This window comes from Dactylosporangium sp. NPDC005572, assembly GCF_040605515.1.
Lineage (GTDB): Bacteria > Actinomycetota > Actinomycetes > Mycobacteriales > Micromonosporaceae > Dactylosporangium.
In genome coordinates, this window is sequence record NZ_JBEXCY010000005.1 from 24058 (window position 1) to 45865 (window position 21808).

Sequence of the window (21808 nt, forward strand, 5' to 3'; positions counted from 1 at the left end):
AATAACGACCGTGCGACCACTGGAGCCCGGAGACGTCGTCCGGCTGGTGTCCCCGTCCGGCCCGACCCGGCCCGACCGGGTGGCCCGCGGCGTCGAGCTGCTGGAGGGCTGGGGGCTGCGGGTCGAGCTGGCCAAGCACGTGTTCGCCGAGCACGGGTACCTGGCCGGCCGCGACGCCGACCGGCTCGACGACCTCAACGCCGCCCTCGCCGACCCGCGGGTCCGGGCGGTGATCTGCACCCGTGGCGGCTACGGTGCCCAGCGCATCGCCGACGGGGTGCGGTGGGGTGCGCCGAAGCACCTGGTCGGCTTCTCGGACATCACGGCGCTGCAGCTCGCGTTGTGGCGGGTGGCCCGGCGCCCCTCGGTGCACGGTCCGGGGGCGGCGTGGTTCGAGGATCGGCTGCCCGATACTTCCGAAATGTCGCTCCGGTCGGCACTGATGACCGCGGACGAGCTGGTCGTGCCGCGACTGGAGGAGGGTCCACTCATCGAGGGCCCTCCCGTGACCGGCCTGCTGCTGGGCGGCAATCTCACGATGCTCGCGACCACCCTCGGTACGCCGGATATGCCCGATGTATCCGGCGCGATCCTGCTCCTCGAGGACGTCGGCGAGGCGCCCTACCGCCTGGACCGCATGCTGACCCAGCTCATCCGCGCCGGCGCGCTGGACGGCGTGGCCGCCGTGGCGGTCGGGCAGTTCACCGGGTGCGCCGACCATCGGCCGGTCACCGCGTTCGAGGTGCTGGAGGAGCGGCTGCGGCTCCTGGGCTGCCCGGTCCTCGGGGGCCTGCCGATCGGGCACGGCTTCGGGCAGCTCACCGTGGTCGTCGGGGCCACTGCGACGCTCGACACAGCAGTCGGTGTCCTGCGCAGTCGTTCTACGGATGGGTGAGGAAACATCCCTGGGGCAGGATGGCGGTCATGAGTTTTGTGACACCGGGCTTCGGCGGTCTTCGCCGCAAACAGCAGCCGGACCTGCCGCCCGGCCAGTACCTCGCCCACGACTTCCCGGTCCTGTCGGCCGGGCCGACGCCGCGGGTGCGCACCGACCGCTGGGAGTTCGTGATCACCACGGAGGCCGGCGGCCAGCACAAGTGGACGTGGGGCGAGTTCACCGCATTGCCGTACGAGGACGTGACGGTCGACATCCACTGCGTCACGAAGTGGTCGAAACTGCAGACCGGCTGGCGGGGCGTGCCGATCGACACGCTGCTGGAGGACGTGGAGACCGCCGCCGACTACGTCATGGCACACTCCTACGACGGCTACACCACCAACCTGCCGCTGGAGGACCTCCTCGACGGCAAGGCCTGGGTGGCGTACCGCTACGACGACGAGCCGCTGGAGCCCGAGCACGGCGGGCCGGCCCGCCTGCTGGTGCCCCACCTGTACTTCTGGAAGTCCGCGAAGTGGGTGCACGGCCTGCGGATGATGCTCGAGGACGAGCCGGGCTTCTGGGAAGAGGCCGGCTACCACAACTACGGAGATCCATGGCGCGAGCAGCGGTACCAGGGCGACTGAGCGGTCCGGAGCGCAGCGGAGGGCGGCTGACCTGGCGGAAGGCCGTCCTGAAGGAGGTGCGGCAGGAGACGCCGACCGCGCGCACGCTCGTGCTCGACGTCGAGGACTGGCCGGGCCACCTGCCCGGCCAGCACGTGGACGTGCGCCTGACCGCCGAGGACGGGTACACCGCCCAGCGCAGCTACTCGATCGCGTCCGCCACCGGCCTGGAGATCACCGTCCAGCGGCTCGACGACGGCGAGGTCTCGCCGTACCTCACCGACGTGTGGGAGGTCGGCCAGCCGATCGAGCTGCGCGGCCCGATCGGCGGCTGGTTCGTCTGGCGGCCCACCGACCCCGCCCCGGTGCAGCTCATGGCCGGCGGCTCGGGCGTGGTGCCGCTCATGGCCATGATCCGCAGCCGGGCCGAGCACGGCGTGAAGACCCCGTTCCGCCTGCTCTACTCGGTGCGCACGCCGGAGGACGTCATCTACGCCGACGAGCTGCGCCGGCGGGCCCGCGACGACCGCGGGCTCGACGTGCAGTACGTCTACACGCGGGTGCGCGGCAGCCGGGTCGGCGTGGCCGACGTCAACACCCACGCCTGGCCGGCCGACTTCCAGCCGAACGTGTTCGTGTGCGGGCCGACCGGCTTCGTGGAGACGGTGGCGGACATCATGGTGGCGCTCGGCCACGACGCCCGCGGCGTCAAGACCGAGCGCTACGGCTGACCGGCCCTACATGATCCCCAGGTAGCGCTCGCGCTCGTAGGGGGTCACGACCCGCCGGTACTCCTCCCACTCCGTGCGCTTGTTCTTCAGGAAGAAGTCGAAGACGTGCTCGCCGAGGGTCTCGGCGACCAGCTCGGAGCCGGCCATGACGTCGATCGCCTGGGACAGGTTCTCCGGCAGCGTCTCGTAGCCGGCCGCCCGCCGCTCGGCGTCGGTGAGGCCCCACACGTCGTCCTCGGCGCCCGGGGGCAGCTCGTAGCCCTGCTCGATGCCCCGCAGGCCGGCGGCCAGCATCACCGCATACGCCAGGTAGGGGTTGGAGGCCGAGTCGAGCGAGCGGACCTCGACGCGGGCCGAGTTCGGCTTGCCGTAGGCCGGCACGCGGACCAGGGCGGAGCGGTTGGTGTGGCCCCAGCAGACGTACGCCGGGGACTCGGTGATCCGGTTCGGCACCGACTGCGGGAAGAGCCGCTTGTAGGAGTTGACCCACTGGTTGGTGATCGCCGTGTACTCCCGGGCGTGCACCAGCAGGCCGGCGATGAACGCCTGGCCGACCTTGGAGAGCTTCATCGGGTCGCTGGCGTCGTGGAACGCGTTGCGCTCGCCCTCGAACAGCGACAGGTGCGTGTGCATGCCGCTGCCCGGCTGGTCGGTGAACGGCTTCGGCATGAAGGTGGCGTGCACCCCGTGGGAGAGCGCGACCTCCTTGATGACGTGCCGGAACGTCATGATGTTGTCGGCCGTGGTCAGCGCGTCGGCATACCGCAGGTCGATCTCCTGCTGGCCCGGCGCGACCTCGTGGTGGCTGAACTCGACGGAGATGCCGATCCGCTCCAGGGCGAGCACCGCCTGGCGGCGGAAGTCACGGGCGACGGCGTGGGTGGTGTGGTCGAAGTAGCCGCCGGTGTCGACCGGGACCGGCACCGAGCCCTTCTCCCCCATCGACTCCAGCAGGAAGAACTCGACCTCGGGGTGGGTGTAGAAGGTGAAGCCCTTCTCGGCCGCCCGCGACAGGGCCCGGCGCAGCACGTGACGCGGGTCGGCCCAGGACGGCGAGCCGTCGGGCAGCGTGATGTCGCAGAACATGCGGGCGCTCTCGCCCGACATGCCGCCCTCGAACGGGAAGACCTGGAAGGTCGTCGGGTCGGGCATGGCGACCATGTCGGACTCGTAGACCCGGGCGAAGCCCTCGATGGCCGAGCCGTCGAAGCCGATGCCCTCCTCGAACGCCGACTCGAGCTCGGCCGGCGCCACCGAGACGCTCTTGAGCGTGCCCAGGACGTCGGTGAACCACAGCCTGACGAACCGGATGTCCCGCTCCTCGAGGGTGCGGAGCACGAACTCCTGCTGACGGTCCACGGCGTTCCCCCACACGAGCTGTCGGTCTGCGGCCAATTCGGGCAAGTCTTGCCCGGCGGTGTTACGCACAAGTTACCGGACCTGCCCATCTCCCTGGGCACTGGAGTGAACGTCACACGCGCAGCGTCTGAGGCGTTGGTCCACACTTGAAACATGCCCCGGTTGCGACTCGCTCTCGCCCAGATCGACCCGACGGTCGGCGACATCCCTGGTAACGCGGCCCTGGTCCACGGCTGGACCGCCAAGGCCGCCGGCGCCGGCGCGCACGTGGTCGCCTTCCCGGAGATGATGCTCACCGGCTACCCGGTCGAGGACCTCGTCTTCCGCGAGTCCTTCGTCGCGGCGTCCAAGCGGGCCGTCGACGACCTGGCGGTCCGCCTCCAGGACGACGGCCTCGGCGAGACCGTCGTGATCGCCGGCTACCTCGACGCCGACACCGTGGGCCCGCGCAACGCCCTCGCGGTGCTGCACCGCGGCACGCAGGTCGCCACGTACTTCAAGCACCACCTGCCCAACTACGGCGTCTTCGACGAGGACCGGTACTTCGAGCCCGGCGACACGCTGACCGTCCTGCGCGTCGGCGGGGTCGACGTCGCGCTCACCATCTGCGAGGACCTGTGGCAGGAGGGCGGCCCGTTCGCGGTCGCCGCCGACGCCAGGGTCGGCCTGGTCGTGAACATCAACGGCTCGCCCTACGAGCTGAACAAGGACGACACCCGGCTCGCCCTGGTCGCCCGCCGGGCGGCCGAGGCGCGGGCCACGGTGGCCTACGTCAACATGGTCGGCGCCCAGGACGAGCTGGTCTTCGACGGCGACTCGATGGTCGTGCGCCCGGACGGCTCGCTCATCGCCCGCGCGCCCCAGTTCGCCGAGCATCTCATGGTCCTCGACCTCGACCTGCCGGCCGCCGAGCCGGTCCCGCCGGTCGTCGGCCACGCCGAGATGCGGGTGGTCAACATCCACGTCTCCGACACCGTGCCGGCCAACGAGCAGCCCGCGCCGGCCCCGGAGATCGCCGCGCGGGTCACCGACGAGGCCGAGGTCTGGCAGGCCCTGGTCCTCGGCCTGCGCGACTACGTGCGCAAGAACGGCTTCCGCAGCGTCGCGCTGGGCCTGTCGGGCGGCATCGACTCGGCGGTCGTCGCGACGATCGCCTGCGACGCGCTCGGCCCGGCCGGCGTGGTCGGCGTCTCGATGCCCAGCGGCCACTCGTCGGAGCACTCCCGCGACGACGCCGCCGACCTGGCCCGGCGCACCGGCCTCGACTACCGCACCGAGCCGATCCAGCCGATGGTCGACGGCTTCCTGGCCAACATGGCGCTGTCGGGCATCGCGGTCGAGAACCTCCAGGCCCGGGTGCGTGGCGTGATCCTCATGGCGCTGTCGAACCAGGAGGGTCACCTCGTGCTCACCACCGGCAACAAGAGCGAGCTCGCGGTGGGCTACTCCACCCTCTACGGCGACTCGGTCGGCGGCTTCAACCCGATCAAGGACGTGCCGAAGACGCTGGTCTGGCGGCTGGCGAAGTGGCGCAACGAGGAGGCCGGCCGGCGCGGCGACACCCCGCCGATCCCGGAGAACTCCATCACCAAGCCGCCGAGCGCGGAGCTGCGCCCGGGCCAGCTCGACACCGACTCGCTGCCCGACTACGAGGTGCTCGACCCGATCCTGGCCGGCTACGTGGACGGGGACCTGGGCCGCGACGACCTGGTCGCTGCCGGCTACGACGCCGCGCTCGTCGACCGCACCCTGCGGATGGTCGACCTCGCGGAGTACAAGCGCCGCCAGAGCGCACCGGGGACCAAGATCTCCATCAAGGCGTTCGGCCGCGACCGCCGCCTGCCGATCACCAACCGCTTCCGGGAGGCTCCCCGCCAGTAGGCATGTGAAATATCGCATTGGTCCGGTCCGCGCCGACCGGGCCGGTGCGACGATCGGAGGAACAGCCCGGGGACCCCGCTACGGGGCCTCGAGGAGCACATGAGGAGGACATCGATGTCCGAGATCCAGTCCCTCTACGGCGGTGCCGTCAACCGCCGGGTGCGCACCAGGGACCTGCTGGCCGCCAAGGAGCGCGGCGAGAAGTGGCCCATGCTCACCTCGTACGACCAGTACACGGCCGGCATCTTCGACGCGGCCGGGATCCCGGTCCTGCTCGTCGGCGACTCGGCCGCCAACAACGTCTTCGGCTACGAGTCCACGGTCCCGGTGACCGAGGACGAGCTGCTGCCGCTCGTACGGGCCGTCGTCCGCTCCACGCGGCGCTCGCTCATCGTGGGTGACCTGCCGTTCGGCTCCTACGAGGAGGGCCCGACGCAGGCGCTGCGCACCGCCGTGCGGTTCATGAAGGAGGGCGGCTGCCACGCGGTGAAGCTCGAGGGCGGCGCCCGGATGGCGCCGCAGGTCGAGGCGATCACCGGCGCCGGCATCCCGGTCATGGCGCACATCGGCTTCACCCCGCAGCGGGAGCACGCCATCGGCGGCTACCGGGTGCAGGGCCGCGGCGACGCCGCCGAGGCGGTCGTCGAGGACGCCCACGCGGTCGCCGAGGCGGGCGCCTTCGCGGTGGTGCTGGAGATGGTGCCCGGCGACGTGGCCAAGCGCATCACCCACGAGCTGGCGATCCCGACCGTCGGCATCGGCGCCGGCCCGGACACCGACGCCCAGGTGCTGGTCTGGCAGGACATGGCCGGCCTGCGCACCGGCAAGGCCCCGCGCTTCGTCAAGCGCTACGCCGACCTGGCCGGCGCGCTGAACGAGGCCACCCAGGCGTTCGCCGACGAGGTCCGCTCGGGCGCCTTCCCGGCCCAGGAGCACACCTTCTAGGGCCTGAAGTGCGGGACGAGCTGGTGCAGGTCCTGCGCCAGCTCGGCCGCCGTGCCTGCGCCCGCGAGACGGCTAGACGGACACCTCCAGCGCTTCGAGCCCGCGGATGACATAGCCGGGCTTCCACCTGGGCTCACGGTCGAGCCGCAGGTCAGGGGCCTTGGCGAGGAGCGCGCCGAACGACGACGCCAGCTCGATGCGGGCCAGCGGGGCGCCCAGGCAGTAGTGGATGCCGGCGCCGAAGGAGATGTGCGGGTTGTCCCGGCGGCCCAGGTCGAGCCGCTCCGGAGCGGTGAACACGGCCGGGTCGTGGTTGGCCGAGCCGAACAGCAGGGCCACCTCGCTGCCGCGCGGGATCGGCACCCCGCGGACCTCGATGTCCTCCAGCACCCAGCGCTCGAACATCTGCAGCGGCGTGTCGAAGCGCATGAGCTCCTCGATCGCGCCGGGCAGCAGCTCCGGCTCGGCCCGCAGCCGGGCCAGCGCCGCCGGGTCGCGCAGCAGCGCCCACCAGCCGTTGCCGGTGACGTTGACGGTCGCCTCGTGGCCGGCGTTGAGCAGCAGCACGCAGGTGCCGATGAGCTCGTCCTCGCTGAGCCCCTCGACCGCGGCCAGGGCCGAGACCAGGTCGTCCTCCGGCTCGGCCGCGCGCCGGCGGGCGAGGGACCGCAGGTAGTCGGAGAACTCCTCGGAGGCCCGCACGGCCGCGTCGGCGCTCTCCCGGGAGGGGTTCAGCTCGTACATCCCGCAGATCGCGGCCGACCAGGGCCGCAGCCGGTGCCGGTCGGCGTCGGGGATGCCGAGCAGCTCGGCGATGACCGTGACCGGCAGCGGCTCGGCGACGGCCGCGATGAGGTCGCCGCCGCCCGCGGCCACGAACGCGTCGACGAGCCCGTCGGCGAGCCGCTGCACGACGGGCCGCAGGGCCTCCACCCGCCGGGGGGTGAAGGCCTGCGAGACGAGCCGCCGCAGCCGGGTGTGGTCGGGCGGCTCGCGGTCGAGCATGCCGTTGTTGTTCAGCGTCCAGAACGGCTCCTGGTCGGCCGGGGGCGCGGACCGGCCCATCTCCTCGTGCGAGGCCACGTGCAGGTAGCTGCGGCCGAGCCGGCGGTCCCGCAGGAGCGCGTTGACGTCCTCGTGGCGGGAGATGAGGTACTGCCGGGACGGCTCGAACCAGTGCACCGGCGCGTGCTCGCGCAGCCAGGCATAGGCCGGGTAGGGCCGGGCGACGAACTCGGCCGACCAGGGGTCGAACAGCTCCGCAGTCACAGGTCCGTCACCCGGATGCCGGCGTGGGCCTTGTAGCGGCGGTTGATGGCGATGAGGTTCGCGGTCAGCGCCTCGACCTGGCCCGCGTTGCGCAGCCGGCCGGCGAACACCCCCCGCATGCCCTCGATGCGCCCGGCCAGCGCCTGCACCTGCTCGGCCGCCTCCCGGTCGTCGCCGAGCACCAGCACGTCGAGGTCGACGCCGGCCACCTCGGGGTCGGCCAGCAGCACCGCGCTGACGTGGTGGAACGCCGCGCACACCCGCGACTCGGGCAGCAGCGTCGCGGCCTGCTCGGCGGCGCTGCCCTCGGCCACCGGCAGCGGGAAGGCGCCCTGCTTGTCGAAGCCGAGGGGGTTGACGCAGTCGACCACGATCTTGCCGCCGAGCAGCGGCGCGAGCTCGGCGACGGTCGCCTCGTGGCCCTCCCACGGCACCGCCACGATCACCACGTCGGCGCCGCACGCGAACGCGTTGTCGCCGCCGCTGACGACGCCGGCCGGCACACCGGGCATCGCGGCGAGCTCCTCGGCCGCCTGGGCGCCGCGCTCCATCGAGCGGGATCCCACCAGCACCCGCTGGCCCGCGCGGGCGAACCGGTAGGCGAGGCCGCGGCCCTGCGGGCCGGTGCCGCCGAGGATCCCGACGGACAGCCCCGTCACGTCGGGCAGTGCGCTCTGGTCGTAGGTCATGACTACCTTTCTACCTTCTCGCCCGGCGTCTCCTCGCCTGGAACTTCGTCACTCGTGGCCGCCTCGAAGAGCACCTTCCGGCGGGCCGGGTCGGCCTCGGCCAGCCGCACCCGGATCCGCTCCCCCAGCGGTAGCCCGCCCGGAGCCGTGGTCGCGCAGCGCGCCCGCACCGGCGGGTCGTCGAGCGCGATCGCGCCGCGCCTGCCCTTGGGGTCGACGTCGAGCACCGCCGCGTCGAACTCCTCGCCCACCCGGCCCTGGAGCAGGACCGCCTCGGTGAGGTCGACGGCGCCCCGGTCGGCGGACCCGGCGACCCGGTCGGTGCGGCTCATGACGTCGGGCAGCTTCGGCAGCGCCTCCCGGGCCCATGAGGGCACCGCTGCGCCCGCGAACAGGGCCAGGCACACCTCGGTGACGTAGCGGTCGGCCAGGCGCCGCAGCGGGGCCGTCACGTGTGCGTACGACGCGGCCACGGCCGCGTGCCGGGGCTGTTCCGGCGCGGCGCCGTCGAACGCCGTGTAGCCGGCGCCGCGCATCATCTCGGCCGCCTGGTCGAGGAACGCCGCCGCCCGCGGCTGCGCGGGGTCGAGCGCGGCGATCACCCGGCCGGGCGAGGCGCCGTCGGGCCACGGCACCTCCAGGGCCCGGGCCGCGACCCGCAGCGCCTCGACCACCTCGCGCGGCGGCTCCGGCATCGTCCGCAGCAGGCCGGCCCCGCCGTCGAGCATGATGCGCGCGGCGGCCATCCCGGTCAGCAGCGAGATCTGCGCATTCCACTCCTCGACGGGCACCGGCGCGCGCAGCGTGAGCCGCCAGCCGTCGCCGTCGGGCTCGACCTCCTGCTCGGGCAGCGGCAGGTTGACCGCGCCGCGCTCCAGGCTCCGCTCGACGAGCAGCTTGCCCACCTCGGGCAGCAGCGCGACCGACGGGTGCGGCGTGCCGGCGTCGACGTCCCGCTGGACCTGCTCGTAGTTGAGCTTCGCGCGGCTGCGCACGAGCGCCCGCCCGACGTGGGCCGCGGTCGTGCGCCCCTCGGCGTCGAGGTCGATCGTCCAGAGCACGGCCGGGCGGTCCCGGTCGGGCAGCAGGCTCGCGGCGTCCTCGCTGAGCACCGGCGGGTGCAGCGGAACCTTGCCGTCGGGCAGGTAGACGGTCTGGCCGCGCTCCCACGTCTCGCGCTCCAGCTGCCCGCCCGGCGTCACGAACGCGGCGACGTCGGCGATGGCGTAACGCACCCGATAGCCGCCGCCGTCGCTGCGCAGCAGCAGGAGGGCCTGGTCGAGGTCGCGCGACGTGGGCGGGTCGATCGTCACGAACTCCAGCTCGGTCCGGTCGGGCCGGTCACCGAACGTCTTGGCGGCGGCCGCGGCCGCCTCCCGCTCGGCCTCGTCGGAGAACCGGGTGGGCAGGCCGAGCTCCTCGCGGAGCGCGGCGAAGTCGATGCGCGGGGCGTACACACGGCGGGTGGTCACGGGTCAGTCTTACCAGCCCGGTACGACAACCCCGGACGCGCCGGAGGCGCGGCCCGTGTGCCGGGCCGCGCCTCCGGTTGTCGTCCCGCGTCAGGGACGGGCCAGGCTGGCCCAGTCCTCCGGCGTCATGTTCGCCGCCTCTTCGGGGTTGTTGCCGTTCTCGCGGCCAGGGATGGCCTCGGCCTCGGCGCCCGACGTCGCGGCGGCCGGGGCCGCCTCGACCGAAGACGGTCCGCCCGCGTCGAGGCCGCCTTCGGCGACGACCGCCGGGGTGGCGGGCTCGGCCGGGGCGACCGACTCGACGGGGGCGGTGATGGCGAGCGGCGCCTCGGTGGCCGGAGCCGCCTTGGCCGCGGTCTTGCGCGCCGTGGTGGACTTGGCGGCCGTCTTCGCCGGCGCCTTCTTGGCCGGAACCGCCTTCGCCGTCGACTTCGCCGCGGTCTTCGCCGGCGCCGCCTTCGCGGTGGTGGCCTTCGCCGTCCTGGCAGGGGCCGTGGTGGCCTTGGCGGTCTTCGCCGGGGCCGCCTTCGCCGTGGTGGCCTTCGCCGTCTTGGCGGTGGCCGCCTTGGCCGCCGCCTTGGCCGCGGTGCTCTTCGCCGCGGTCTTCGCCGGGGTGGCCTTCGCGGTGGTGGCCTTGACCGTGGTCGGCCTGGCGGCCGTCTTCGTGGCGGCCTTGGTGACGGCCTTGGTGGCGGTCTTCGCCGCCGCCTTGGTGGCCGTCTTCGCCGGTGCCGCCTTGGTCGCGGCCTTCTTCGCCGGGGCGGCCTTCGCCGCGGCCGTCTTCTTCGCCGCCGCCGTCCTGGCCGGCGTCGCCTTGGCCGTGGTCTTCGCCGCCGTCTTGGCCGGCGCCTTCTTGGCCGGGGCCGCCTTGGCCGTCGTCTTCGCCGCGGTCTTCGCCGGCGCCGCCTTCGCGGTCGTCTTCGTGGCGGCCGTCTTCGTGGCGGCCTTGGTGGCGGTCTTCGCCGCCGCCTTGGTGGCCGTCTTCGCCGGTGCCGCCTTGGTCGCGGCCTTCTTCGCCGGGGCGGCCTTCGCCGCGGCCGTCTTCTTCGCCGCCGCCGTCCTGGCCGGCGTCGCCTTGGCCGTGGTGGCCTTCGCCGTGGTCGCCTTGGCCGCGGTGGTCTTCGCCGCCGCCTTGGTGGCCGTCTTCGCCGGCGCCTTCTTGGCCGGGGCCGCCTTGGCCGTCGTCTTCGCCGCGGCCTTCGCCGGCGCCGCCTTCGCGGTCGTCTTCGCGGCGGCCTTGGTGGCCGTGGTCTTGGTGGCCGCCGTCGTCTTCTTCGCCGCCGCGGTCTTCGCCGGCGTCGCCTTCGCGGTCACCTTCTTGGCCGGCGCCGCCTTGGTCGCCGCCGCCGTCGACTTCGCGGCCGACTTCGCCGCCGTGGACTTCGCCGCGGTCGACTTGGCCGCCGTCGTCTTCTTCGCCGCCGTCGACTTGGCCGCGGTGGCCTTCGCCGCCGGGGTCGCCGTCTTCGCGGCCGTGGCCGACTTCGCCGCGGGCCGCGCCGACTTCGCCGTCGTGGCCTTGGCCGCCGCCGACTTCGCGGCGGGCCGCGCGGCCGTCGACTTGGCCGCGGTGGCCTTCGCCGCGGGCGTCGCCGTCTTCGCGGCCGTGGCGGCCGACTTCGCGGCGGGCCGGGCCGCGGTCGCCTTGGTCGCCGTCGCCGACTTCGCGGCGGGCCGCGCCGCCTTCGCCGCCGCCGTGGACTTCGCGGCGGACGCCGCCTTCGCGGCCGGAGCCGCGGCCGCCTTCGCCGCCGTGGCGCGAGCCGTGGCGGTCTTGCGGGCAGTGGTGCCCGACGGCGTCACCGTCGTCGTCGCCGTCCGGCGCGGAGCCGAGGCTGCGACCGTCTTCGCGGCCCTGGCGGGGGCCGACGTGTCGGCGGCCGTGGTGGTTGCGGCCGCACGCGTTGCGGCCGATCTCGTGGTGGCCTTCTTAGCTGCGGCCATCGTGGTCCTCCTGGAGGAGTTTCTCTCCCGCGTCCTGCGGGATGTTCGCGGTTGGGTCGTGCGGGTGGAACGGGTTGTTGCCAGCCGGTGCTGCCCGGGCGGTTCGCGGTCGCCCTGGCTCCGGCGTCTTGCTCAGTGCCTGCCTTCCCACCGTTCGTCTTCGGCTTCCCACGCCTCGTTGCGTTCCTGGACTTTGGCGAGTGCCTGTTCGGCATCTGCCGCCGAATCATAGGGGCCGAGCCGATCCCGTCCGGCACACATCTCCGCCTCGGACTCGACCCGTTGGTGAGAAAGGCACCAGTAGTACCGCTCAGCACCGCTGCTGCTCATGACATCACTGTGCACCGCAAATGAAACATGCGCCACCGAAACCGGCAAATAGCTGGTTGGGATTCCACAGTAGACGCAACCGTCCAGCAGCCGTCGAAGACACGCAGAACCCGGTCGGAAGGGTTGCGCGGCGGTATCGGCATTGACGGGAATCCGTTGTGCGGCAACGCTTCCGCGATCATGGGTGACCGCCGAAATCCCACCGAAACCGGGGATTTCCCGCCCCGATCCTGTGGCCGGAGTCACCCGAGGGTGAGCCGAACGGTGGATCCACATTCGAGTCGTCCGGTCGACCCACCGAGTCCTCATTCGGGGACAAACGAGGAGCGTCCACCGTGGACGACCGCGCCGCTACGATGCCCGGCATGACGCAGGAGACCCCCGTGACCCTTGCGATCGGCGGCTCGGCCGCCGCCGACGACGTCGCCCGGCACCTCACCGGCGGCCGGGCCGTCCGGGCCGTCGACGGCCGCACCGTGCTCGTGTACGCCGACGCCGCGGCGGCCGTGCGGGACGTGACCGCGTACCTGCGGCCGCGGGCCATGTCGTTCGTGCGGTTCGGCCTGGAGTCCGGTGCGCCGCAGCCGAACCGCGACCGCTTCGGCGGCCCGGCCGTCACGGGCGCGCAGGCGCTCGCCGACCGGGCCGGGCCCCGCCAGCTGTGGCTGTCCGAGGCAGTCCGCTCGGCCCTCGGCGGTACCGGCGTCGAGCCCACCGGCGACGGCACGTACCGGCTGTCGGGAACCGGGTGAGGCCGCGCCACCGCCCGGTACGCGGCTGCGGGACAATCGGGTCGTGAGCCTGCATGCCGACGATTTGCCCGCCGCCCTGACCGTCACGCCGCTGACGGCGCCGCCCGACGTCTCGCTGCGCCCGCCGGGCTCGAAGAGCATCACCAACCGCGCGCTCATCTGCGCGGCGCTGGCTCCCGGCCGCAGCACGCTGACGGGGGTGCTGTTCGCCGACGACACCCACGCGATGCTCGGCGCGGTGCGCGCGCTCGGCGCCGACCTGACGGTGGACGAGGCCGCGCACACCGTCGTCGTCGACGGCGTCGACCCGCGCACGGCGACCGGCGAGGTGTCGGTCGACGCCCGGCAGTCCGGCACCACGGGGCGGTTCGTCCTGCCGGCGGTCGCGCTGCGCCCGGCGCGCGGCGTGGTCGACGGCTCGCCGCAGCTGCGGGCGCGGCCGTTCGGCCCGCTCGTCGACGCGCTGCGCGAGCTCGGCGCCACCGTCGAGGAGCTCGGCGCCCCCGGCTTCCTGCCGCTCGCGGTGACCGGCCCGGTGGCCGGCGGCAAGGTGGCGCTGCCGGGGCACATCTCCAGTCAGTATCTCAGCGGTCTGCTCATGGCCGGCCCGCTCATGACCGACGGGCTCTCCGTCGAGCTGACCTCGCAGCTCGTCTCGGTCCCCTACGTCGAGGCCACCGCGGCGGTGATGGCCGCGTTCGGCGTGAGCGTCGACGGCCTGCGGGTCGCACCGGGTGGGTATCGGCCGGCCGACTACGACATCGAGCCGGACGCGAGCGCCGCCTCATATCTGCTGGCCGCCGCCGCGATCGGCAACGGGCGGGTCACCGTCGAGGGGCTCGGCGAGCGCAGCCTCCAGGGCGACGTGCGGTTCGCGGACCTGCTGGAGCAGATGGGGGCGCGGGTCGAGCGGACCGCCGCCGGCATCACCGTCACCGGCACCGGCACCCTGCACGGCATCGACGTCGACATGGCCGACATCTCCGACACGGCGCAGACCCTCGCGGCGGTCGCCGTGTTCGCCGACTCCCCCACGCGCGTGCGGGGCATCGGCTTCATCCGCAAGAAGGAGACCGACCGGATCGGCGCGGTCGTCACCGAGCTGCGCCGGGCCGGCATCGACGCGGTCGAGGACGCCGACGGGTTCACCGTCAACCCGGGCCCGCCGGCGCCGACGGCCTTCGAGACCTATGAGGACCACCGCATGGCGATGAGCCTGGCGCTGCTCGGGCTGCGGGTCCCCGGCATCACCATCAAGGACCCGAAGTGCGTGGCGAAGACCTACCCGGAGTACTTCGTCGACCTGAACCGCCTCTGACGCACGAGTGAGGGGTCCCGCCGCGGGGACCCCTCGGTACACCTGGGATCAGACCGCCTCGAAGCGGAGCGCCTCCCAGCTGCCGCCGCTCGCGCCGGAGCCCTTCATCATGTTGTAGGCGCTGCCGGTGTAGTCGCGCCGGCAGGTCCAGAAGGTCCCGCGGGCCACGTTGCGCAGGAAGTACGACGTCCCGTCCTGCCAGACGTCGAACGTCTCCCAGTTGGCGATCGTCTGCGAGCGGCCGCGCAGGGCGGCGAAGCTGCTGCCGGTGTACCCGAACTCCGCGGCGACGACGGCCCCGGACGGCGCGATCACGTAGACCACGCCGCCGCCGTTCTGCGAGCAGATGTTGAAGATCTCCCAGCCGCCGACCGACTCGCCGGGCGTGCGGGCACGCAGCACGTTGTGCAGCGAGCCGCCGTAGTTCTGCTCCTCCGCGATGTAGCGGTTGGCGCTGATGCTCAGGATGCGGTACCGCCGGCAGACCGCCAGGCCCGGCAGCGTGGTCGGCACCACGTCCGCGGCCAGCTGCTGCTCCCCGCCGGCGCCGCCGAGCACGGGCGCGGGCGACCCGCCGGTCAGGTCGATCCTGCCGGGCGTGAGGTTCCCGAGGTCGGCCACGGCGGGCGGCGTCGCCTGCTCCTCGGCCTGGGCCATGGCCAGCGGCGTGGCCACCGCGGCGACGGCGACGAGACTCAGGATGATGGCGAGACGGCCCTTGATCCGTGACACTGCAAGGCTCCCGAAGGCATGGCGGACGATGGCAACTCCGGTCATGCTTCCGAGACCCATTGATGCCGGTCAAGCGGGGAAAGCTGTTCTTAATGCCGATCTGCGGCATCTTTAGCCCGCTGCACGGCGGGCGCGCCCGCGCACTGTCCGGTTCGCGACGGGGACAGGTTGCGTCACGGGGGCCGTTGTGTTCGCGGGGTGACCCGTCAGGCCGGCGAGGGTTCGAGGTCCGTCATCGACAGCTCCACGCCGATGCCGGGGACGGCCGGATCGCTCATCACCGTGACGCAGAGGACGGGCGAGGTCAGCCGGCCGAACCGGCCCACCGGCTGGCAGGAGTCCGTGTTCCACCCCTTGTTCTCACGCAGGTGCCGCCACAGGCGCTCGGTGAGGGCGGCGGCGGACTCGTCCGGGGCGCCCGTGACCCGGTAGTACGACCAGCAGGAGTGCCCCGTCCGGTCGCAGCCGTTCGCGCCGTCCGGCCCGGTCGCGCTGACGGCGTCCATCCCGGCCGGCAGCGGGAACAGCTCGGCGGACGACGGCACGCCCGGCTCGTCGAAGAGGAGGAGGCTCGCGCCGCCGCAGCAGCCGATCGCGAGGGCCACCGCGGCGGCCACGGTCGCGGTCGCCCGCAGCCACCGCGGCCCGTCCTTCGACCGCCAGGCCGCCACCAGCAGGGCGAGACCGCCGGGGAGGGTGTACCACATGAGCACCGACCAGGCGATCGACAGCGTCCGGTCCCCCGGCTGCCCGGGCAGCACCCACCGGACCGTCGCGATCAGGGCGAGCAGCCCGACCGCGACCGGCAGCGCGGCCCTTGTCCTGGGCGCGAACAGGCACCAGGCGGTGAGCGGCACCCACGCGCAGAGGACGACGAGCACGGTGACCTCGGACGAGAGCCGCCACCCGACCGCGACGGCGACCACCAGCCCGAGCACGGGAATCCCGGCCCGCCACCACCACTGCTTCGCCACGGCCGTCATCAAACCAGGACCGGCGGCTCCGGCGCTGCCCCACTGAGGCGCGGCAGCCCAGCGGCCCCGAGCGGGCGACGGACGAGTCGACCTGTACGCCGGGTTCTGTCCCCGCCTTGCGGCAGGGGGCGGCCATCCATCTCGGCCTGCCGTCGCCGGCAGGCTCCAGCGGTCTACCCGCAGGCATCGGGCGGGCCGCCCTCGAACGCCTGCGCAGGCCGTCACCCCGAAGGGATCGGGCCCTTTTGACCTTGCTCCGGGTGGGGTTTACCTAGCCGCCCCGGTCACCCGGGGCGCTGGTGGGCTCTTACCCCACCGTTTCACCCTTACCCAATGGGCGGTCTGTTCTCTGTGGCACTGTCCCGCGGGTCACCCCGGGTTGCCGTTAGCAACCACCCTGCCCTGTGGAGCCCGGACGTTCCTCGGCGGCGCGACCCCGTGAGGGGAAGCACCGACGCGGCCGCCCGGTCGACTCGTCCGTTCCCATCTATCCTAAGCCGACCATGAACCTCCCAGACATCGTGCTCCTGGCCGTCGCCGGGCTCGCCGCAGGCACCGTCAACGCGATCGCCGGCGGTGGGTCGCTCATCACGTTCCCGGCGCTGATCGCGACCGGGCTCGGGTCGGTGCCGGCCAACGTCACGAACTCCGTGTCGGTGTTCCCGGGGTACGCGGCCTCCGTGTACGGCAGCCGGACCGACCTCGCCGATCTCGCTCGGGACCACACCGGCAAGCGGACGCTGCTCGGGCTGGTGCCGACCTCCGTCATCGCGGCCGGCCTCGGGTGCGCGCTGCTGCTCGCCACCCCGCAGGAGGCGTTCGACCTGGTCGTGCCGTTCCTGGTGCTGGGCGCGGCCGGGGTGCTCGCGTTCCAGGACCGGCTGCGGCGGCTGGTCGGGCACCCGCGCCACCTGTCGCCGCGGCGGCGGGTGCTCAGCCTGCACGCGATGGTGTTCGTCGGGTCGCTCTACGGCGGGTACTTCGGTGCGGCCCTCGGCGTCATGCTCGTCGCCGCGCTCGGGCTGGTGCTCGACGCGTCCATGGCCCGCGTGAGCGCGCTGAAGAACGTCATCTCGGCGCTCGGCGGGCTGGTGACGGTCGTCGCGTTCGGGCTGTTCGGGCCGGTCGACTGGGCCGACGTGGCGGTCGTCGCGCCGGCCGCGATCGTCGGCGGCTACGTCGGGGCGCGGGTGGCCCGGCGGCTGCCGGGTGCGGTGCTCAAGGGGCTGATCGTGGCCTTCGGCGTGACCGTGGGCCTGATCCTGCTCTACCGCGCGTTGAGCTGAGCCAGATGGGCGGTCTCGTTCACCGCGCGGACCGCGACGCCGCCGTCGGGCCAGGAGTCCACGAGCGACAGCCCGGCCGGGTCGAGGTACAACCGGTGCAGGAACGACTCGCCGGCAGCGAGCGCGTCGCGGAGGAGCAGCTTGATCGGCGTCACGTGGCTCACGACCGCGATCTGGCGTCCCTCGTACCGCTCCTGCAGCCGCCGGACCGCCCGCCGCACCCGCATCGAGACCTGCTGGAAGCTCTCGCCGCCGGGCGGCGCGACGGCGGTGGAGGCGAGCCAGCGGTCGAGCTCGGCGGGGTACCGCTCCCGCACCTCGCCGAACGTCAGCCCCTCCCACTCGCCGAAGTCGCACTCCACCAGGTCGTCGTCGACCTCGACCGGCAGGCCGGTGAACGCGGCGGCGCTGTCCCGGCAGCGGGTCAGCGGGGAGCAGACGACGACCTCGATCCCCGGCGCGAGCTCCAGGGCCCGCGCGGCGGCCCGGGCGGCCTGCTCCCGGCCGCGGTCGGAGAGGGGCACGTCGCCGCGCCCGGAGTACCGCTTCCCGGCGGTGAACGGCGTCTCCCCGTGCCGCACGAGCACCATCCGCAGGGGCGACCCGGTGGTGGGCGGCGCCCAGGACCGGGGGGACGCGGCCGGCGCGGACGGGACGGCCCCGTCCATCGCCGCGTTGGCCAGGCGGTCCGCGTCGCGGTTCTGCTCGCGCGGGATCCAGCCGTACCGGACGGCTCGGAACCGTCCGGCCAGCGTGGACGCCTCCGCCGCGAGCGGCCGCAGCCCCGGGTGCTTGATCTGCCAGCGCCCTGACATCTGCTCGACGACGAGCTTCGAGTCCATCCGGACCTCGACCTCGTCCGCGCCCAGTTCCAGCGCGGCCTTCAGGCCCTCGATCAGCCCGGTGTACTCGGCGACGTTGTTCGTGGTGACGCCGAGCGCACCGAGCCGCTCGGCCAGCACCTCGCCCGTCTCGGCGCGGACCACGGCGCCGTAGCCGGCCGGCCCCGGGTTGCCGCGGGACCCGCCGTCCGCCTCGACCGTGACCCGCACCGCGCTACAGCCCCGACTCCGCCGTGCGGACCAGGATGCGGCGGCACTCCTCGCAGCGCACGACCTCGTCCGCGGGCGCGGCCCGGACCCGGACCCGGTCACCGCCGGACAGCTCGATGCGGCAGCCCTCGCAGCGGCCCTGGCGGAGCATGGCGGCGCCGATGCCTCCGCTGTTCTCCCGGATCTTGTCGTACAGCGAGACGAGGTCGGCCGGCAGGTCCGCGGCGAGCGGCCGGCGGCCGGCCTGGCGGAACTCCTCGTCCTTGGCGATGGCGGCCAGGGCCTCGCTGCGGCGGCGCTCCGCCTCGTCGCGGGTGCCGCGGGACGCCTCCAGGCGGCCGACGACCTCGTCGAGGGCGGCCTGCGCGGTCTCCCGCTGCTCCATCAGCTCCAACTCGGCGTCCTCCAGCTCGCTCTGCCGGCGGTTGAGGGTGCCGATCTCGTGCTGGAGGGCCTCCAGCTCGCGGGACGGGCCGGTACCGGCGTCGAGCCGGGCCTGGTCCTTGTCCTTGCGGCCGCGCACCTGCTCGACGTCGCGCTCCAGCCGATCGATGTCGCGGTCGAGGTCGTCGACGGCGACCTGGGCCCGGATCCGCTGGTCCTCCAGCGTCGACAGCTCACGGGCCAGCTTGTCGAGCTCGGCGTGCTCGGGCAGCGACTTGCGCTTGTGCGCGAGCTGGGTCAGCGCGATGTCGATCGCCTGCAGGTCGAGCAGCCGACGCTGAGCCGACGGGTCAGCTTTCACTGGTGGGAGTCCTCCACAGGGTCCAGGGCGACGTGTCCACATCGGACACGATCGTCTCCACGCCGGCCTCCGCGCGCAGGAACGCCGCGACGTCGTCGAGCCACGGCCGCTCCGACGCCCAGTGGCTGACGTCGAGGAGGGCCGGACCGCCGTTCGCCAGGTGCTCCTGGGCCGGGTGGTGGCGCAGGTCCGCGGTCAAGTATGCGTCAACGCCCGCCCGCGCGGCGTCGCCGAGGAATGCGTCGCCGGCACCGCCGGACACCGCCACCGTAGTGATCGGCGTGGATGGTGGCCCGGCCGCCCGGACACCGCCGGCGAACAGCGGCGCGGCGAACCCGGCGAACTCCTCCAGCGTGGTGGGCCGGGGCAGCCGGCCGATGCGCCCGTGCCCCCGGGCCGGGTCGTCGCGGGACGGCCGCAGCGGGCGGACGTCGACCAGCCCGAGGCGGGCGGCGAGCACGTCCGACACCCCCGGGTTGGCCACGTCGCCGTTGGTGTGGGCGGTGTACAGCGAGACGCCCGCCCGGATCAGCCGGTGGACGATGCGCCCCTTGTAGGTGCTCGGCGCAAGCGTCGAGACGCCGCGCAGCAGCAGCGGATGGTGGGTGAACAGGAACTCGGCCCCGGCGGCCACGGCCTCCTCGACCGTCGCCGGGTCGCAGTCGACGGCGAGGAGGACCTTCGTGACCGGCGCGTCGGGCTCGCCGAGGACGAACCCGACACGGTCCCAGTCCTCGGCCCAGGACGTTGGGTAGCGCTGCTCCAGCAGCCGCACCAGATCGGCGACGCGCACGGCGTGACGTTACTCCACCCCGCCGGTGTCGGCGATGCGCTGGGCCTGCAGGGACGGGTGCTCGTCGAGGGCGTCCAGCGCGAGCTCCCACGGGAACTCGTCGATGAACTGGTCGCCGGCGCCCGGTGGGGGCAGGCGGAGGACGTCGTCGCCGTAGAGGACGGTGACGCCCCACGAGCGCAGCCGCCTGACGGACTCGCCGAACGCCGGGTGCGCGGCCAGCGCCGCGTTGGTGAACGGCATCGCCACGATCGGCAGGCCCATCCCGAGCCCCTCGACGATGAGGCCCAGGGCGAGCGTGTCGGCGATGCCGGCCGCCCACTTGTTGACGGTGTTGGCGGTGGCCGGGGCGACGATCATCGCCTCGGCCGCCGGCAGGACGTCGGGTTCTCCGGGATATTTGTACCGATGCCGCACCGGATGCCCCGTCTGGGCGACAACGCGGGGGATGTCGACCCATTTGAGGGCATCCGGGGTGGCGACCACGCAGACTTCCCAGCCCCGCTCCTGGGCGAGCGAGACCAGCTTGCCGGCACCCTGGGTGCACGGCGACCCGCACACGACGACGTACAGGACACGTCCGGACATGCCGGCATTGTGCACTGCGGCTACACGCCGACGCTCATGTGTTCGGCAAGTTCAGCCACAGAAGCGGACGGCGTACCCCGGATGCGGCGCAGGACGTCGCTGAGCACCTCCCGGGCCAGCGGCCGGCAGCGGATCTCCGAGGGGGCGAGCCGGTCGGCCTCCAGGAGCATCTCGCTGGCCACCTCGAGCTCGCCGATGAGGGCCCGGGCGCGGGCCTGGTCGAGGTAGTGGTGGGCCCGCCGCTCGGGCAGCAGCGCGTTGAACCCCTCGGGATCCAGCTGCTCGTGTACCTCCACCGCCAGCCGTCCCTCACCGAGCTCGACGGCGGCCGCGGCCCGGTGCAGCTGGACGTTCGTCGGGCCGAAGCACGTCCAGTAGTAGTTGGCGTCGTAGTCGAGCCCGCGGGCCGCCTCCTCGGCGCCGTTGAGCAGGTCGCGCACGGTGGCGCTGTCGCCGATCCGGGCCGCCGCCATCGCGCCCTGCATGAGCAGCTGGCCGTAGACCGACAACCGCTCGGGCGAGGCGTCGTTGCCGTTGGTCCCCGGCGCGAGCCGGGTGGCGATGTTGACGTTGATCTCCAGCGACGGGCGGGCCCGGCCGAGTGCCAGCAGCGCCTGGGCGACCCGCACCGTCGCGGTGCCGGCCAGCAGCTGGTCGCCGGCCCGCTGGGACACCGCGACGGACCGGTCGGCGGCCAGCCAGGACAGCTCGTGCTCGCCGAGCTTGCGCAGGGCCGAGGAGGAGATCTGGTACACCTGGCCGAGCAGGTGGGCGGCCTCGCCGGCCTGCGGGCCGTCGCTGAACGCCGTGTCGGCCGCCTGGGCCTCGCGCAACAGCCGGGGCAGCGTGCGGGTGAGCATGCCGTACTTCGCGTGCTGGTACGACAGCCAGGCGTGGGTGACCGCCTTCCGCAGCTCGGTCAGCGGCGGCGGCTCGGGCGGGGGGCAGAAGAACGCGCTGATCTGGTCGTAGCGCTCCAGCGCCGCCCGGATCTCCTCGACCTCGACCTGGTCGACGCAGTTGACGCTGTCCGGCCGCCGTTCGGGGTCTCGACCGAGCAGCATCTGCACGTCGAGCTGCAGGACGTCGGCGATCTCGTAGACCACGGAGAACTTGTCGAGCCGCCGGACACCCCGCTCCACCTTGTCGACCCAGCTCTTGGACTTGCCGAGGCGGTCGGCGAAGACCTGCTGGGACATCTTGCGGCGGTTCCGCCAGTACGCCACGCGGCGGCCGATGGGCAGCTCATCCACGTCGCTCACCTCGAAAGGTCACCCATTCGGTCGATATCACACGAAATGTGCGGTCCGTCCGTGTTGCCGGGTCATATGTTCGGTCGTGCAAGTTGCAGGCCCCGTCGCCATTGCCAACGACGCACAACGCGTCCGGTGACGCGACGTGGTGCTGTGCGCAGTTCCGTGTGATCTCGGCCGGCAGGAGGCGTT

General features: G+C 73.2%; 21 protein-coding genes and 1 other RNA gene. 8 read left to right on the forward strand and 14 right to left on the reverse strand.

What is annotated here, in order from left to right:
- Positions 1-10 precede the first annotated feature (10 nt).
- From ABZS66_RS03995 to ABZS66_RS04005, 3 genes are read left to right on the forward strand one after another with little or no spacing between them, the layout of a single operon-like run.
- Positions 11-895 carry an LD-carboxypeptidase gene (locus ABZS66_RS03995; protein ID WP_354754888.1) on the forward strand — a complete coding sequence of 295 codons (885 nt, stop codon included), beginning with the start codon at positions 11-13 and terminating at the stop codon, positions 893-895.
- Positions 896-924: 29 nt separating this feature from the next.
- Positions 925-1524, forward strand: coding sequence for a sulfite oxidase-like oxidoreductase (locus ABZS66_RS04000; protein WP_354754890.1), 600 nt, complete (start codon positions 925-927; stop codon positions 1522-1524).
- Positions 1494-2234, forward strand: coding sequence for a ferredoxin reductase (locus ABZS66_RS04005; protein ID WP_354754892.1), 741 nt, complete (start codon positions 1494-1496; stop codon positions 2232-2234). The genes ABZS66_RS04000 and ABZS66_RS04005 overlap by 31 nt, the downstream gene beginning before the upstream one ends.
- Before the next feature lie 6 nt (positions 2235-2240).
- Here the strand turns inward: ABZS66_RS04005 and glnA are convergent, their stop codons facing one another.
- Positions 2241-3593, reverse strand: a complete 1353-nt coding sequence (glnA, locus tag ABZS66_RS04010) for a type I glutamate--ammonia ligase (RefSeq protein ID WP_354754894.1) — start codon at positions 3591-3593, stop codon at positions 2241-2243.
- A 153-nt stretch (positions 3594-3746) separates the two neighbouring features.
- Between glnA and ABZS66_RS04015 the strand changes: the two genes are divergently transcribed.
- The gene (locus ABZS66_RS04015) at positions 3747-5474 is read left to right on the forward strand and encodes an NAD+ synthase (RefSeq protein WP_354754896.1); all 1728 of its coding nucleotides are present in this window, start codon (positions 3747-3749) and stop codon (positions 5472-5474) included.
- Between the two features lie 99 nt (positions 5475-5573).
- Positions 5574-6419, forward strand: a complete 846-nt coding sequence (gene panB / locus ABZS66_RS04020) for a 3-methyl-2-oxobutanoate hydroxymethyltransferase (protein WP_354754897.1) — start codon at positions 5574-5576, stop codon at positions 6417-6419.
- Positions 6420-6491: 72 nt separating this feature from the next.
- On the opposite strand, the gene ABZS66_RS04025 is transcribed toward panB, so the two are convergent.
- From ABZS66_RS04025 to ABZS66_RS04045, 5 genes are all read right to left on the reverse strand, one after another.
- Entirely contained in the window at positions 6492-7688 is a 1197-nt protein-coding gene (locus ABZS66_RS04025; protein WP_354754899.1) for a cytochrome P450, read from the reverse strand.
- Positions 7685-8377 (reverse strand): NADPH-dependent F420 reductase, encoded by a 693-nt coding sequence (npdG, locus tag ABZS66_RS04030; RefSeq protein ID WP_354754901.1) that lies wholly within the window; start codon positions 8375-8377, stop codon positions 7685-7687. Before npdG ends, ABZS66_RS04025 begins: the two co-directional genes overlap by 4 nt.
- A gap of 2 nt (positions 8378-8379) precedes the next feature.
- Entirely contained in the window at positions 8380-9849 is a 1470-nt protein-coding gene (locus tag ABZS66_RS04035; protein ID WP_354754903.1) for an RNB domain-containing ribonuclease, read from the reverse strand.
- A gap of 90 nt (positions 9850-9939) precedes the next feature.
- Positions 9940-11793: a hypothetical protein gene (locus ABZS66_RS04040; RefSeq protein ID WP_354754905.1), complete on the reverse strand. Its 1854-nt coding sequence runs from the start codon at positions 11791-11793 to the stop codon at positions 9940-9942.
- Positions 11794-11925: 132 nt separating this feature from the next.
- Positions 11926-12123: a hypothetical protein gene (locus ABZS66_RS04045; RefSeq protein WP_354754907.1), complete on the reverse strand. Its 198-nt coding sequence runs from the start codon at positions 12121-12123 to the stop codon at positions 11926-11928.
- Between the two features lie 365 nt (positions 12124-12488).
- On the opposite strand from ABZS66_RS04045, the gene ABZS66_RS04050 reads away from it, so the two are divergent.
- Positions 12489-12875 carry a hypothetical protein gene (locus ABZS66_RS04050; RefSeq protein WP_354754909.1) on the forward strand — a complete coding sequence of 129 codons (387 nt, stop codon included), beginning with the start codon at positions 12489-12491 and terminating at the stop codon, positions 12873-12875.
- A 43-nt stretch (positions 12876-12918) separates the two neighbouring features.
- Complete coding sequence (aroA, locus tag ABZS66_RS04055; RefSeq protein ID WP_354754911.1) at positions 12919-14193, forward strand: 3-phosphoshikimate 1-carboxyvinyltransferase; 1275 nt, start codon at positions 12919-12921, stop codon at positions 14191-14193.
- A 48-nt stretch (positions 14194-14241) separates the two neighbouring features.
- On the opposite strand, the gene ABZS66_RS04060 is transcribed toward aroA, so the two are convergent.
- From ABZS66_RS04060 to rnpB, 3 genes are all read right to left on the reverse strand, one after another.
- Positions 14242-14925: a hypothetical protein gene (locus ABZS66_RS04060; protein WP_354754912.1), complete on the reverse strand. Its 684-nt coding sequence runs from the start codon at positions 14923-14925 to the stop codon at positions 14242-14244.
- 206 nt (positions 14926-15131) lie between these two features.
- Positions 15132-15899, reverse strand: coding sequence for a hypothetical protein (locus ABZS66_RS04065; protein WP_354754914.1), 768 nt, complete (start codon positions 15897-15899; stop codon positions 15132-15134).
- 78 nt (positions 15900-15977) lie between these two features.
- Positions 15978-16375: RNase P RNA component class A (rnpB, locus tag ABZS66_RS04070), an RNA gene on the reverse strand.
- A gap of 27 nt (positions 16376-16402) precedes the next feature.
- On the opposite strand from rnpB, the gene ABZS66_RS04075 reads away from it, so the two are divergent.
- Positions 16403-17185 carry a sulfite exporter TauE/SafE family protein gene (locus ABZS66_RS04075; protein WP_354754916.1) on the forward strand — a complete coding sequence of 261 codons (783 nt, stop codon included), beginning with the start codon at positions 16403-16405 and terminating at the stop codon, positions 17183-17185.
- On the opposite strand, the gene ABZS66_RS04080 is transcribed toward ABZS66_RS04075, so the two are convergent.
- The 5 genes from ABZS66_RS04080 to ABZS66_RS04100 are packed head-to-tail and all read right to left on the reverse strand — an operon-like array spanning position 17167 to position 21616.
- A complete protein-coding gene (locus ABZS66_RS04080; RefSeq protein WP_354754918.1) occupies positions 17167-18237 on the reverse strand; it encodes a histidine phosphatase family protein in 1071 nt (356 codons plus the stop codon). The genes ABZS66_RS04075 and ABZS66_RS04080 overlap by 19 nt on opposite strands.
- A 4-nt stretch (positions 18238-18241) precedes the next feature.
- On the reverse strand, positions 18242-18982 hold the full coding sequence (locus tag ABZS66_RS04085) for a C4-type zinc ribbon domain-containing protein (protein ID WP_354754920.1): 741 nt from the start codon (positions 18980-18982) through the stop codon (positions 18242-18244).
- Positions 18972-19775, reverse strand: a complete 804-nt coding sequence (locus tag ABZS66_RS04090; protein ID WP_354754922.1) for a Nif3-like dinuclear metal center hexameric protein — start codon at positions 19773-19775, stop codon at positions 18972-18974. Before ABZS66_RS04090 ends, ABZS66_RS04085 begins: the two co-directional genes overlap by 11 nt.
- Positions 19776-19784: 9 nt before the next feature.
- Positions 19785-20363, reverse strand: a complete 579-nt coding sequence (locus tag ABZS66_RS04095) for a flavoprotein (RefSeq protein ID WP_354754924.1) — start codon at positions 20361-20363, stop codon at positions 19785-19787.
- A gap of 20 nt (positions 20364-20383) precedes the next feature.
- On the reverse strand, positions 20384-21616 hold the full coding sequence (locus ABZS66_RS04100; RefSeq protein WP_354754926.1) for a helix-turn-helix domain-containing protein: 1233 nt from the start codon (positions 21614-21616) through the stop codon (positions 20384-20386).
- Positions 21617-21808: the final 192 nt, after the last annotated feature.

What these genes read in the sequence shown, in the direction of transcription:
- ABZS66_RS04000 (WP_354754890.1), top strand. Translation starts at nt 925, where the DNA reads ATGAGTTTTGTGACACCGGGCTTCGGCGGTCTTCGCCGCAAACAGCAG.
- ABZS66_RS04005 (WP_354754892.1), top strand. Translation starts at nt 1,494, where the DNA reads ATGGCGCGAGCAGCGGTACCAGGGCGACTGAGCGGTCCGGAGCGCAGC.
- ABZS66_RS04015 (WP_354754896.1), top strand. Translation starts at nt 3,747, where the DNA reads ATGCCCCGGTTGCGACTCGCTCTCGCCCAGATCGACCCGACGGTCGGC.
- panB (WP_354754897.1), top strand. Translation starts at nt 5,574, where the DNA reads ATGAGGAGGACATCGATGTCCGAGATCCAGTCCCTCTACGGCGGTGCC.
- npdG (WP_354754901.1), bottom strand. Translation starts at nt 8,377, where the DNA reads ATGACCTACGACCAGAGCGCACTGCCCGACGTGACGGGGCTGTCCGTC.
- ABZS66_RS04040 (WP_354754905.1), bottom strand. Translation starts at nt 11,793, where the DNA reads ATGGCCGCAGCTAAGAAGGCCACCACGAGATCGGCCGCAACGCGTGCG.
- ABZS66_RS04045 (WP_354754907.1), bottom strand. Translation starts at nt 12,123, where the DNA reads ATGAGCAGCAGCGGTGCTGAGCGGTACTACTGGTGCCTTTCTCACCAA.
- ABZS66_RS04050 (WP_354754909.1), top strand. Translation starts at nt 12,489, where the DNA reads ATGACGCAGGAGACCCCCGTGACCCTTGCGATCGGCGGCTCGGCCGCC.
- ABZS66_RS04075 (WP_354754916.1), top strand. Translation starts at nt 16,403, where the DNA reads ATGAACCTCCCAGACATCGTGCTCCTGGCCGTCGCCGGGCTCGCCGCA.
- ABZS66_RS04095 (WP_354754924.1), bottom strand. Translation starts at nt 20,363, where the DNA reads ATGTCCGGACGTGTCCTGTACGTCGTCGTGTGCGGGTCGCCGTGCACC.